Source organism: Roseburia sp. 831b, assembly GCF_001940165.2.
In the GTDB taxonomy this organism is placed as follows: Bacteria; Bacillota; Clostridia; order Lachnospirales; family Lachnospiraceae; genus Roseburia.
Map to the genome: position 1 here is coordinate 1915824 of NZ_CP135162.1, position 14395 is coordinate 1930218.

Annotated in this window: 8 protein-coding genes; 3 read left to right on the forward strand and 5 right to left on the reverse strand. The window is 42.3% G+C overall.

Annotation, left to right across the window (positions count from 1 at the left end):
• The first annotated feature begins 155 nt into the window (after positions 1 to 155).
• On the forward strand, positions 156 to 2198 hold the full coding sequence (locus tag BIV16_RS08790; RefSeq protein WP_075681799.1) for a beta-galactosidase: 2043 nt from the start codon (positions 156 to 158) through the stop codon (positions 2196 to 2198).
• A 111-nt stretch (positions 2199 to 2309) separates the two neighbouring features.
• On the opposite strand, the gene BIV16_RS08795 is transcribed toward BIV16_RS08790, so the two are convergent.
• Positions 2310 to 4238, reverse strand: a complete 1929-nt coding sequence (locus BIV16_RS08795) for a L,D-transpeptidase family protein (protein ID WP_075681801.1) — start codon at positions 4236 to 4238, stop codon at positions 2310 to 2312.
• A 339-nt stretch (positions 4239 to 4577) separates the two neighbouring features.
• Between BIV16_RS08795 and BIV16_RS08800 the strand changes: the two genes are divergently transcribed.
• Positions 4578 to 5264 carry a phosphatase PAP2 family protein gene (locus tag BIV16_RS08800; protein WP_075681803.1) on the forward strand — a complete coding sequence of 229 codons (687 nt, stop codon included), beginning with the start codon at positions 4578 to 4580 and terminating at the stop codon, positions 5262 to 5264.
• Positions 5265 to 5359: 95 nt separating this feature from the next.
• Here the strand turns inward: BIV16_RS08800 and BIV16_RS08805 are convergent, their stop codons facing one another.
• Genes BIV16_RS08805 through BIV16_RS08815 form a run of 3 tightly spaced genes read right to left on the reverse strand, consistent with a single transcriptional unit; the run spans position 5360 to position 8891 of the window.
• Complete coding sequence (locus BIV16_RS08805; RefSeq protein WP_075681805.1) at positions 5360 to 7276, reverse strand: NAD(+) synthase; 1917 nt, start codon at positions 7274 to 7276, stop codon at positions 5360 to 5362.
• Positions 7273 to 8142, reverse strand: a complete 870-nt coding sequence (hslO, locus tag BIV16_RS08810) for an Hsp33 family molecular chaperone HslO (RefSeq protein ID WP_075681807.1) — start codon at positions 8140 to 8142, stop codon at positions 7273 to 7275. The genes BIV16_RS08805 and hslO overlap by 4 nt, the downstream gene beginning before the upstream one ends.
• Positions 8142 to 8891 carry a class I SAM-dependent DNA methyltransferase gene (locus BIV16_RS08815; protein WP_075681809.1) on the reverse strand — a complete coding sequence of 250 codons (750 nt, stop codon included), beginning with the start codon at positions 8889 to 8891 and terminating at the stop codon, positions 8142 to 8144. The genes hslO and BIV16_RS08815 overlap by 1 nt, the downstream gene beginning before the upstream one ends.
• A 217-nt stretch (positions 8892 to 9108) precedes the next feature.
• Between BIV16_RS08815 and BIV16_RS08820 the strand changes: the two genes are divergently transcribed.
• A complete protein-coding gene (locus BIV16_RS08820) occupies positions 9109 to 10152 on the forward strand; it encodes a DUF6709 family protein (RefSeq protein ID WP_075681811.1) in 1044 nt (347 codons plus the stop codon).
• 51 nt (positions 10153 to 10203) lie between these two features.
• On the opposite strand, the gene BIV16_RS08825 is transcribed toward BIV16_RS08820, so the two are convergent.
• On the reverse strand, positions 10204 to 14325 hold the full coding sequence (locus BIV16_RS08825) for a beta-1,3-glucanase family protein (RefSeq protein WP_075681813.1): 4122 nt from the start codon (positions 14323 to 14325) through the stop codon (positions 10204 to 10206).
• Positions 14326 to 14395 lie beyond the last annotated feature (70 nt).

Below are 14395 nucleotides of genomic sequence, written 5' to 3' on the forward strand. Positions count from 1 at the left end.
ACTCGCACACAAAAACACTTTTATGTGCTTTCTTTTTTCGTAATATCCTGGTTTTTATGTGCAATCGTTTGCGCATATCTTTGTGCAAGTCGTATAAAACAGAATTCCCGCTGGAATGTAGCGGGCATTGCAATAACCTATTGGGAGGAAATAAAATGAATGTAGAGCATTTGCTATTTGGTGCTGCTTACTACGCAGAATACCTGCCATACGAACGTGTGGAACAGGACATGGAAATGATGGAACGCGCCGGCATGAACGTCATCCGAATCGCGGAATCCACCTGGAGCACCTGGGAACCAAAAGAAGGAGAATTTGATTTTTCCAAGTTAAAACAGATGATAGAAACTGCGGCAAAGCATCACTTAAATGTGATTGTCGGAACGCCAACCTACGCGATTCCGACCTGGCTGGTAAAAAAAGATGCTACCATGCTTGCTGTAACCAAAAACGGACAGGAGCTTTACGGGCACCGCCAGAACATGGACATCACCAACCCGACCTATCTAAAATATGCGAAGCGCATGATTGAAAAGCTGCTGGACTTTGTCGTTCCTTATCCGAATGTGATTGGATTCCAGCTAGACAACGAAACCAAGCACTATGGAACTGCCGGGGAACGGGTGCAAAAGATGTTTGTGGAGTCTTTAAAAACGCAGTTCCCGGACATCGATGAATTCAACCGGGAATTCGGTCTTGACTACTGGAGCAACCGCATCAACCGCTGGGAAGACTTTCCCGATGTCCGCGGTACCATCAACCAGAGCCTCTGGACTGAATTTGAAAAGTTCAGACGCGGTCTTGTCACAAACTTTTTCCAGTGGCAGGCAGATATTGTCAATGCAAAAAAACGTCCTGACCAGTTCATCACACATAATTTTGACTTTGAATGGCATGATTTCTCCTATGGCTTACAACCTGAGGTCAACCAGTATGACTCTGTAAAATGCATGACAGTCGCCGGTGCTGATATCTACCATCCATCCCAGGAACATTTGACCGGTGCTGAGATTACGGTCTGTGGAAATATTGCAAGAAGCTTAAAAAAAGACAATTATCTCATTTTAGAGACACAGGCACAGGGAAATACCGAATGGCTTGCCTATCCGGGGCAGCTGCGCCAGCAGGCTTACAGCCATATCGCAAACGGCGCAAACAGCGTGATGTACTGGCATTGGCACTCTCTTCACAACGCAATCGAAAGCTACTGGAAGGGTGTTCTCTCCCATGACTTTTCCGAAAATGCAACTTACCGGGATGTCACCCAAATTGGACACGAATTCCAAAAAATTGGGGACAAAATCAAGAATTTAAAGAAGACCAATTCCATTGCCGTCTTAGTTGACAATGAATCCTTGACCGGGCTTAGTGCTTTTCCGCTGCAAACAACTGGCTCATACAGTTATAACACGGTTTTACGCTGGCTTTGTGACTGTCTGTATCGAAACAACATTGAGTTTGATATGGTTTCTTCCAAAGAAGCTTCTTATTCTAACTACAATTGTCTTATCGTTCCTGCTCTTTACAGCGCAACCGATACCCTTTTGCATACCTTAGATGATTACGTTGCGCAGGGAGGACACCTTGTCACAACCTTTAAGAGCGGCTTTTCGGATGAGCATTTGAAAATCCGTCACGACATGCAGCCTCATATTTTAAACAAATGTCTGGGAATTCACTATGACCAGTTCACTTACCCGGAGCACGTCGGACTCTCTTTCGTCTCCGAAGAAGATGCCGCCGATGCATCTTCTTTTGCCGGCGAAAAAAATACTTCTGACATGGATTCTTGCGTAAAAGAATGGATGGAGCTTGTAACCTGTGACACAGCGGCTCCGGTTGCAACTTATCGCCATCCTGCCTGGAAAGAGTATGCTGCCATCACGAAAAACGAATACGGCAAGGGTTCTTCCCTCTACCTTGGATGCTATTTTGACGCGGATCTGTTAGAAAAAGTATTGATTCCGTATGTAAAAGATGCCATCGTAACGCAATATGCTTTTCCAGTTATCTTAAAACGCGGAAAAAATGACGCTGGAAATGAAGTGCTCTTTTACTTTAACTATTCCTGGGAAAATCAGGAAATTACCTATGAATTTGAAAATGCGACGGATCTTTTCACGGAAAGTCGAATCTCCACCGGAGACAGGTTCACGTTAAAAGCCTGGGATGTTAAAATATTAGAGGTAGGACGTTAATGTAGATGCCATGGATGCAAAAAATTTTGCATGTGCTATGAAAAAGGTTACTAGATATCCGCATAGAAAAAGATGCAGGACTCAAAAAGTCCTGCATCTTTTTTATTCTCATTAGCTGTTTGCTGAATTTATAAGATTGTTGTACTGTGCCTCTGCATCTGTTAAAGTACTTAAATTTGTAACATATCCCTGCGCACTTGATGACAACGAATTGTATGCACTTCTTGCCGCATCAATTCTCGCTTTGCATGCATCATCCGCAGTTACTGTTCCAATCGCACTGATGGCATTGATGGCTGTCTGTGCCTCACTCTGTGCTTTTGCCGCATCTGCTGCTGCCTGCTGAGCTGCTGCTGCATCTGCTGCCGCCTGGTTTGCTGCTGCCTGCTGTGCCGCCTGCTGCTGGGAATAGGAAGTCTCTGCCGCTGTTAAAACATCATAGTTTTTCACGTATCCTTTTCCCTGGTCGGTCAGTGCATCATACTGCTGTCTAGCTGCCGAGATTGCGTTTCCACTGTCAAGTGTTACCGTTCCTATCGCATCGATTGTTTTGGTTACCTCGTAAGCTGCATCCATTGCAAGCCCTTTCTCACTCTCTGTACCCGGCAATTCGTATACCAATACCGGATATCCTGCTGCCACATTTTCAAAGATTGTCTTTGCTGCACTTGCAGGTAAGTTGATACATCCATGGGAACCGCTTCGTTTGTAAATGGTACCACCAAAATCACTTCTCCAGGTTGCATCGTGCATACCAACATTTCCGGCAAACGGCATCCAATAGCTAACCGGTGTTGCATAGCTGGAACCATTTGCATTTCTTCCCTTAAGTGTTGCATTACGCTCTGTGTAAGTAATTCCATAAGCGCCGGTCGGGGAAGCATTTCCACCTGCCAGGCTTCCGGATACAAAATCTGTGTCTATAATAAGCTGTCCGTTTTTGTAAAGGAATAAATGCTGGGCAGTCAGGTTGATTTCCACATAGGAATCACCGTAATCGTTTGCTCCGTGGCTGTTTGCCTTCTGTTTGTAAACCGGCTCACGCTCCACTGCCTTCTTGCCCTTTAAGTCCTCTAAAATCTGGGCTGCTTCACCATCGTTATCAATTTTCCATCCGTATGTACTCTTTGAAATTGTAACAGTCTGACCATAAGAGGTTGCAAGTGTTTCTGCGGAATAGCAGGTATTATACTTGCTTGCAAGGTCTGACACATAAGCTGCGACTGCATCCTCATCCACAGACACTTTCATGTCGTTGCTGATGGATAACCATTTGCTGATGGTAGAGCCATCTAATACCTCACTCTTGTCACCGACATCATAAGTAATCGTAACACCAGCGTAATCGTTTAAGGTTTCTACTAACTTTTTAAAGTCTTTATCGTTCTCATCCAGACTTGGTTTCTCGTAACAATCTGCCTCATCTAAATCCAGTTCTGACGCAAGGTTTACAATTGCATCCTCCACTGCATTCATCAGTTTTTCTTTTTCAATCACAGTACCCTGTTTTGCAGGAACAACCGCAAATCCGTCTTTTGCATTGTAATCGTCAACATAAGCATTTTCCGGTTCTGTCTGGTTCTCTTTCTGCATACAGGAAAGTTTTTCAACTACATCTGTCAATGCATCTTCATCATAGGTTAACATTGTCTCCAACGTGTAAACCGGTTTCTGGAACATCTTTGCAACCCATGCAAAACCATTCTGTTTTTTCAGAAGCTTCTCTACCTCGCCGCCGAAATCCGGTGCAAGGGAAACTGCCTCACCTTCAATGGTTTCTGTCTTGTCGTCTCTTTCCTTTAACGTAAGCGTATAACCGTCCACCTCATTGGAAATCATCTTTTCTACTTTGGCTGCATTCTTTCCGCCTGCTTTTACCCCATTGATGGTTGTGCCAAAACAAAAATGACTCTGAAAATAAATTGCAAATCCAAGGTAAATGACAAGCAGAGCCGCAACAACCGCTGCTGCAATCAAAAACCAACGTTTTTTGTAGAACGGTGCCTTTAACGCATCGCTCTCCTGATTCATTTTTTCCATATTCATCCTCTCTTATCCTTCATTTGTATCATGCTACTCTTATTTTTCGCATTCATAAAAAAGGTAATTTACCTTAACGCTAAAAAACATCTTTTATTATAAAGTTCCTTTTTGCAATGTCAACTTTTTCCTCGAATCTTAATATTTCTGTAAGATTTTCGTTTTATTTTTGTTGTAGTTTTGCACAAAAAGCGTTTTGCCGTTGCATCTATTTATTAAGAAATGAATAATCTTTCTTAAAAAAGATTAAAGATAATTGTTCTTTAAAAATCACTGTGCTATAATTCGAAAAGATGAGAACAGTAAGTTTTTCTTTACAAAAAAGGAAAGGTGACCAAGATGAAAACATTAACACGTAAAAAGGTAAATGAATTCATTGCAAAATACAAACACGGACTTTTATTGTTGTATTTTCTAATCTATCTTCCATGGTTTGGATATCTGGAAGAGAATGTAACAACACATTTTCATGTTATTCATGTGGCACTTGATGATAAAATTCCATTTTGTGAATATTTTATCATTCCATATATGCTCTGGTTTGCCTATGTAGCCTGGGGAGTTGCCTATTTCTTCTTTAAAAATAAAAGCGAATATTACAAGCTGTGCGCATTCCTTTTCACCGGAATGACCATCTTCCTTGTAATTTCTACCGTATACCCGAACGGACATTACCTTCGTCCAACCACTTTTGAACGTGACAACATCTTTGTTCAGGCAGTACAGTGGCTCTACTCCACCGATACCCCTACGAACCTGTTTCCAAGTATTCACGTTTATAATTCCCTTGGAATTAACATGGCAGTCTGGCATAGTGAGAATTTCAAGAAAAATAAACCGGTTCGATATGGTTCCGCAATTCTTTGTATCAGCATCATCTTATCAACCATGTTTTTAAAACAGCACTCCGTTTTTGATGTTGTAACCGGCATTGTTCTTGCAGCCTTTATGTTCTCTTTGGTTTATGCAAGAAGCTGGGCAAATGAACCGGAACATGAATTAGAACGTAATTTACACCAGTATTAATTGAAAAAAAAGGAGTTATCGCAAAAGCATTCGCAGTGTGATAACTCCTTTTTCTATATCCAATTTTTATACAGAACTTTTCGAAAAACCTTTTCTTACGCTTCTAACTGTTCTATCTCTTCCATCCAAAGACTTGCACAGGCATCCGAAGGCATTCTCAAATCACCTCTTGGCGATACCGCAACCGTTCCGACTTTTGGTCCATCCGGGAGGCAGGAACGTTTAAACTGCTGCATGAAAAATCTTCTGCAAAATGTTTTGAGCCATTTTAAAATTACATCATTGCCATAAGTTCCGGCAAACGCAATTTTTGCAAGGCGGTAAATTTTCGCCGGGGAATAGCCAAAACGAAGCAGATAATATAAGTAGAAATCATGCAGTTCGTAAGGTCCTACGATATCCTCTGTCTTCTGGGAAATCTTGCCGTCCGTCGGTGGTAACAGCTCCGGTGATACCGGTGTATCCAGGACATCTAACAATACTTCCTCTAATTTTTTCTCGTTGCAGGTGTCTGCATAAAACTGTACCAGATGACGAACCAGCGTCTTTGGCACGGAACAGTTTACCGCATACATGGACATGTGATCTCCGTTGTAGGTTGCCCATCCAAGTGCAAGCTCCGACATGTCACCGGTTCCGATTACCATTCCATTTTCTTTATTTGCAATATCCATCAAAATCTGGGTACGTTCTCTCGCCTGTCCATTCTCATAGGTCACATCATGAACCGACGGGTCCTGACCAATATCACGGAAATGAATATTGACGGCATCTTTAATATCTACCTCAATAAAATCACATCCAAGGCATTTGATTAAGTTCACCGCATTGTCATAGGTACGGTCCGTCGTTCCAAAACCAGGCATCGTCACTGCCTTGATGTTCTTATGATCCATTCCAAGCAAATCAAACGCTCTTACTGTAACAAGAAGTGCCAGTGTCGAATCCAGTCCGCCGGAGATTCCAACTACAGCTGTCTTACAATGCGTATGCTCCAGTCTCTTTTTTAATCCCATCGACTGAATCATTAAAATTTCATCGCAGCGCTTCTGTCTGTCCGCCTGGCTGCTTGGTACAAACGGTGCCGGGTCAACATATCTTGTAAGTTTCGTCTCTTCTATCTCTAACGAAAATCCTACCTTACAATAGGAATCATCCCTTGTCTCATACGTTGACATTCTGCGGCGCTCCGCATTTAATTTTAAAATATCAAATTCCGAATAAATCGTCTCATTGACAAAACGTGCTGCTTTCTTTAGGATTCTTCCATCCTCTGCAATGATGTTGTGACCGGAATATACGACATCCTGCGTCGATTCTCCATCACCGGCACTCGCATAAACGTAACCACATAAAAGTCTCGCAGACTGCCCTGCAATCAGCTCCTCGCGGTATAAATCTTTTCCGGTCGTCTCATCAGATGCAGAAAGGTTCACAATCACATTTGCTCCATTTAAGGCATGACGGATACTTGGCGGCTCCGGTGTCCACACGTCCTCACAGATTTCGGCTGCCACGCGAAGTTCCGGCATCTGTCTGCAGTAGAACATAAGGTTGGTTCCCATTGGAACGGACAAGTTTTCCCTTAACGGTACCTCTACGACCTGTTCCATTCCCCTTGTAAAATGTCTTGCCTCGTAGAACTCGTTGTAATTTGGAAGGTAGGTCTTTGGCACAAATCCAAGTATTTTTCCATGGTTAAGTGCCGCTGCCACGTTATAAAGCTTCCCATTGTATTCCAGTGGCATACCCACAAAAATCAGTGCGTCCACAAACGATGTCATATCCGTCAATTCGAACAGTTGTTCTTTTACAGAACGAAGCAGTAACTCCTGTAAAAACAGGTCATTACAGGTATAACCACTTAGACAAAGTTCTGGCAAAACAATGATTTTTGCTCCGTTTTCTTCCGCTTCTTTGATATGGTAAAAAAGGAGTCTTGCGTTCTCTTTTACATCTGCGACACCGATTTTAGGCGTAACTGCCGCAACTTTTACAAATCCCTGTCTCACTTTTGAATCTCCTTTAATTCATCAATTCCAAATTTGTATGCTGTGTTGCAGAACTGGCATTTTACCTCGATTTCTTCTCCATCGTTGATGATGTCCTGCAAATCTTTCTTGCTGATACTTGCAAGGGCTTTTGAGACACGCTCTTTGGAACAGTCACATTTGAACTCTGCCGGCATTTTTTCGGTAATGGTTACTCCGAACTCACCTAAAATCTCTTCTAAGATTCCCTCTGGTGTCAGTCCATTCTCTAACATCTGGGTAACAGAATCGATGGTTTTAATCTTTTCTTCTAACTTTTCAATCACTTCCTCGCTGGTAAAAGGCATCAGCTGGATAATAAAACCACCTGCCTGCTCCACCGTATTGTCTTTGTTCATCAATACGCCAAGACCAACGGCTGATGGAATCTGCTCGGAAGTTGCAAAATAATAGGTCAAATCCTCTGCAATCTCTCCGGTCTGTAATACGGTCTGTCCTACGTATGGCTCTTTTAATCCCATATCCTTGATAACGCTAAGCACGCCCATGTCAAGCGCACCGCCAACGTTTAATTTGCCCTGCGCATTCGGCGGCAGGTCAACGTCCGGGGTTACGGCATAACCTTTGACATGACCTGCTGCATCTGCTGTCACCGTAAGTCCTTTTGCAGGACCGCTGCACTGAATCTGAATGGTTAAAAGGTCTTTTTCCCCCTTCATCATCGTTCCCATCATCGCACCTGCAGAAAGAAGTCTTCCAAGCGCTGCTGTCATAATCGGACTTGTATTGTGATGCTGTCTCGCTGTCTCCACTAAATCTTTTGATGTGATTGCAAATGCACGGATTGCATCATCCGCTGCTGTTGCTCTAACAATATAATCTGCCATTATTTTCCATTCTCCTTTGCTATTACATAAATTCGTTCACTGTCTTCTTTTACAGCATCTCTCGTAAAGGCGTCGTACGCAGTCACAAACTCCATACCGGCCTTTTCTAATAATTCTTTCACTTTTTCCAGCGTATATGCCTTCTGGAAATGTGTTTCTTCATATTTACGGTAAAGATTGTCTTTTTCCTTAATAAAAAGAGTCAGATCGTATTCATTTATCTGTTCCTCTTCCTCATAATAATTATCCCAGATAAAACTTCCCTCTTCACGGTTCTCACTGATGGTTGTCTCACCTAACAGCTCTTTGTACTTGTATACCGTATTCAGATCGAAAATAAAAAGTCCCTTCGGGTCTAGATAGTTGTTCACCAGCCGGAACACCTGAAGCAAATCTTCTTCCTCCGTGATATAATTCATGGAATCACAGACACTGACAACTGCCCTTACGGTTCCATAAAGTTCAAATTCTCTCATATCCTGCAGCAGATATAAAATATTAGAACCTTCCTCCTGATGCTCTCTTGCAATCTCAAGCATTTCCTCGGAATAATCGATTCCTATCATATCATATCCGGCATCCTCTAAAAGTCTGGTAAGCTTTCCTGTCCCACAGCCCAAATCCAACACCAGACCATCTTCTATTTTGTATTCTTTCAGCAGGCTCTTGATGTATTCACACCATTCCTCGTACGGAACATTGTCCATGAACAAATCATACACCTGTGCAAAGCTTGTATATGCTTCCAATTGATTCTCCTTTGCGCCTGTTCTTTCTTATGTAATACTAACAACTTTCGTTCCGAAAAGCAAGCTTGCTAATAAAGTTCGCTTGAATATTTTTCGTACAACCTTTATACTAAATTTATGCGAAAAATTGTTTTTTGACCATTCGCTTATTACCTGCATGATTTTACAACGGTCGTAACTACATTCGTAAATATATATTTTTGATAAAGGTTTTTGCATGATAGAAAATTACGAACACTATATCACCAAAAATATTAAGGCTTTATACAAAAGGCGGCTTGTCTACCCGATTGTCTATGTCATTACACTTTTGATTCTGTGGATTTATTTTTCATTGTCAGATTTGCTTTTTCCTGTTACGGTTTCGGACTCTTCTGACTTATCCACCGCGTATGAAAAAAATATCCAATATGTCCACACCACTGTGAACGATTTGCAGTTTACGGGGTATACCCAGACAAAATATGGTCGTACCACAGGATATTATTACTATACCAAAAGCGAGGATGGCTGTCTGATTGTCCTGTTATCCCCTACCACCTGTGAGCAGGGACTTCCATCCATGGAATCCGTCACACTCACCGGAAAGCTTGCAAAAAAAGATACGGCTTTTGCCACTTTGTTGGAAAACCTGTCCTCGGACTTAGACTGGACAAACCAGGGCATCACCAGTAAAGTTTCTCCTTACTATCTAAGCCAGCCAGGCTATCACAAGGGAGCGAACATTTTCCTGTTTGGTGTTATCTTTTTAACAGGCGGCTACGCACTTTTATGTATTGTACTGTTTATCCTGTTCATTAACGTCCCGTTTTTATCGCCTCCTTGCCAGGATCTCGCCTTGTTTGGTCATCCTAAGGAATTGTTAGCTCAGGCAGAAGAAGAGCTTGCAACGCTGCCACAGCTTGCGACAGAGGATATGTTTATTACCGAGCATTACTTTATTGAAACATCGAAGTACGGAACTGCGATTGTGCCAATTGACCAGATTATCTGGATTTACAAGTATTCAACCTTGCATCAGTTCTTCTGGTATCACTTTAGCATTTCCTATACGCTTCATATCTCAGCAAACAAGCACCTATACATCCGCTGTCCAAAGAATATCAAATCTGACATCGATGGTATCATGGACTACCTTGCCGAGGCAAACCACAATATTTTAGTCGGATTTAATGAAAAGAACCGCTTGAAAGTTCAGGAGATTCAGGGAACGCCGATGCATTTTGAAAAGATTATTGCATTTTTGAAAAAGAGAATTTAAAAACAGGGTATCGCATGATGCGATACCCTGTTTTCTTACGTTCTATGTAACTTACCATTTTAAATCTACAATCAATCCTGTTGGATTTGTGTAATGTAACAATGTACTGTAATCAAATACATCATCGTAGCAGAATCCATATGCATATCCGTTGATACTATGGTCATGCCAGAATTTTGCGTAATAGTTGCTTGGCGCCTGCTGATAGAAATACTTTGCATCTGACCACTGTTCCGGGTGCAATGCCACACCACGGTTCAGTGCTGCACACAACTGTGCTTCCACTACTTTTTCCATGGAAGTTCCAGAATCTAAGGTTCCTTTTCCTTCTAAGACATCCTGTGTGGTAGGTTTGTGCACTACAATATCACTTGCTCCGCCATCCTTGCTAAAAATCATATCATCGCCTACAACGTGTCCACGAAACTCTCCAGCTTCACACTGAAATACCAAATCTTTTGTGCGATAGGTATTCCATACTTCCTCAATGTAGGTATCAAAATAATTTCCGTTTGCCTGGCCTTTATTAAAGCTTCCTTTACATGGTGCCACAATCCGGTACTGGTTGCTTAACCCCTTAAATTCCTCCGGCACTTCTGATGCAAACGCACTGTAAATTTCATCCCTTGTTCCGATATCACCGACTGTTTTGTCATAAACATCGGCATCACCCGGTACGCGGTCATAACCGCCTTCCCCGAACAAACGGGTCACGACCGGAAAACAGAAGTTATCTACACGGGTTGTGTTGCCCCAGTACTCACCATTTTTCAATGTAAACTCAATAAACTCAAAATAGACATCCTGGTTTGGATCTCCCGGATTGTTTAAATCAGGACCTGCGAATCCCATATTTCCATTTGCATCCTGATTAATGGTAACATAAACCGGAGAACCATAACTTAGATACATTCTTCCTGAGACAATGTTCGGCAGCGATACCCAGTTAGCTTCCTCTAACGTGTAAAAAATATCTGCACACATGCGGTCACCTTTTGCTATCGTATTTAACGCTGTGGTTGCCTCAATCAGGTTTCCATTTTTATCGACATAACAAAGCTTTCCTGTCTCTGGATGATATCCCACAATAAGCCAGTAAATCTCACTGTCGCTGAATTTTCCGTTTGTCTTATTATTAAGCTGTAAGGTCATGGCTCCGTCACCTGTCGGAACATTTGGAAGTTCCCCGGTCGAGCCGTTTCCCGTTGAACCGCTTCCCGTTGAGCCGCTTCCGGTTCCTTTCTTAACGGTTCCATATACGCCCATTTCAAAAAGGGAATAACCATAAGGCAGGGCTCTTTCTTTTCCCTGAATCTTCACATAACGTGCTTCTACATGATTGAGTGAAATTTCTTCCATGCCGCCAGCCCCGTTTTCCTGCTTTTTGACGGTCTTGTACTGTTTTCCATCTGTAGATACCTGGATTTCGTATTTCTTACCATAAGCTGCTTCCCAGTTCAGTCTCACTTCACTGATGTCGCAGACCTGCTCTAAATCGATAATTGCCCACGCATCATCCGCGAAATTAGAAGACCACCTGGTATCTGTATTAGAATCTACCAGATTTGCAGCCACACAGTCATTATTTTCTTCACCTGAAACCATTACCGGTTTTCCTGCTGCAAGATTGATGAGCGTATCCGGAGTTTCCGGTGTCGAAAGGTCTGGTGTCGAAGGATCTGGAGTGGAAGGCTCCGGGTTTGTCGTTCCGCCCTGATTTTCATCACTCTTTTCCGGTAACACAAAGGTTTCCCATGGACTGTCAAGTGCACCACTTCCCGGATTGTAAGTAAAGAAATATTCAATCTTATCACCCGTGGAAAGTCCATCTAATGAATATGTATAATTTCCCTTTCCATCTGACTTCATTGCAACATTTACCTGTCCACCATCATTTACTTTATAATGAAGGTCTGCAAAAGTTGCTCCGTTTACATAAAATTCTACCGTTCCATCTGTTCTTTTTAATCCACATACGCTGTCCCCTCTTTTGTTTATGATAGAGGAAGATGGTGTATCCGGCGTATCCGGTGTCTCTGGTTTATCCGGTGTTTCTGGTTTATCTGGCTCTTCCGGTGTCTCTTTTGTGTTATTGGTATAAGTACTGTTTGCATTTTCCGAGTCCTGATATACACGCACATAGTCTACCTTCATATTCGCTGGAATATCTCCCTCAAGTGGAGTCACACCATTGTCAAACCAGCCGCCTACTGCAAGGTTCATGACAATATAAAATTCCTGATCAAAAGGTGCTCCTGATGTCTCTCCTCCTGCACTGGTGAACCACTTGTCACTGCTGATTGCAGAATAACAGGTACCGTCCACATACCATTTAATCATATCCTGCTCCCAGACTACACTGTATACATGCCAGTCTGTCATATCGGTTCCATCCGGGAACGTATACACATTACTCAGGTTCGTGTTTGCCGGGGATACCCCTCCAAAATGAATGGTTCCATACACATTACCCGGATATCTTCCTTTTGCTTCCATAACATCTAATTCACCCGATGCTGCCCATGTTCCATAAGTATCATCATTCGGAAGCATCCAAAGAGCCGGCCATACGCCCTGACCTTTTGGAAGTTTTGCACGGAAATCGATTCTTCCGTACTTGAATGTAAATTTGTCTTTTGATGTTATTTTTCCAGAGGAATACTGTGCTGTACGATTTGGGTCAATCTCTGGAAATGTTTTTTGCTCCTCGTAAGCAGTAAGATTTAAAGAACCATCTTTGACTGCAACATTTTTCTCATCTTCTGTATAGTACTCTAACTCTGCATTTCCCCAGCCCCAGGTATTTGGATCATCGTTGATATAATATCCGGTAGCATAGTTCCATGCACTTGTATTTAATTTGCTGCCTTTGAATTCCTCGCCCCAGATATAGTTCCAGCCATCAATCTGTGCGTCCTCGGATGTTCCTAATTCCAAAGGCTGGAAGTTTTTCGGGTCCGGTCTTGGTGCATCTGGATTTCCTACAAAATTGTAATATACATAGTTATCTCCAATTGCTCCTCCATTTTGTCCATTGGTCGGATATCCGATTCGTAACTGCATATTCTCCTGGATTGGCTGGAACCATAGTCCGTAAATGCCATCTACCCAGTAACCCCACTGATTTTTATCATTGACATCGCTGTAACCATTTCCTTGGTAAATAAATCCGCTCTGATTAAAATCTGCCAGATTTACCCATGTGCCATTCTTGTATACTTCATACACAAAGTTTCCAAGTTCGGACTGTACCGGATAGGTTCCATCAATATAGGGAAGCGGCATTCCGATTGCACCAGACTTATCAGCCGTATAAGTGGACTGCTCTGCTGTTAACTTATTCTCTGTTCTGACAGGCTCACTATACTTGATTGTGTAATCTAAATAGACCTGTGGCGAAGACTTTGACTCTAACCTTACTTTTGTCGTCTCTTTTACGGTAAGCCAGTATCCGCCGTCTCCATCCCAGAACTGACCAAAGTTCTGATCGTAAATCCAGCCACTTTCTGCATTGTTGTCGATATCAATCCATGCATTCTGTTCGTTGGACCATACCGATACTTTCAAATCTTTTGCTACCTGTTCATACTTGATACTACTATTTCCATTAAAAACCGGATAGGTAAAACCTGCACTTCCGGTTACTCCCGCATCAATCTCTGGTCCTTGTGTCGGTGCCATCGATATGATGACTGTCTGGTCTAACTTATCAAATTCCAAGGTATACTCTAACGTAACTCCTGGATTTGCCTTCGATGCTAATTGTAAATATGTCGTCTCGGATACTTTAAACCAATATCCGCTGAACCCGCTGTCGTTCCAGTGTCCCCAGTTATTGTTGTAAACAAAACGGTCCACTGTATCAATATCTTTCCAGGTTCCATCCACTTTTACATTTAGCTGTAAATCTCCTGCAACATCCGAAAAGGATGCAGCTCCGCCATTAAATACTGGCATCACAAAACCATAACTGGCATTCTCAACCCCAGAGCCAGTTAAAACCGGGCCATCACTGCTAGAGTAATAACTCATGGATGTAATTGTCACTCCGCTCGCTGCCCTTACAATTGTTTCTGTTGGCATGATTAATTCAATCACCATGGCAAACAGCAATACTATTCCCAATGCTCTTTTCCATTTTTTTGAACTTTTTGCCCCCAATTTTTGTAACATAAATCTCCTCCTTTTATAAATTTTTTTAGACTGGGAACTCAGTCTTTTTTCATTATATAATTCTGCATTT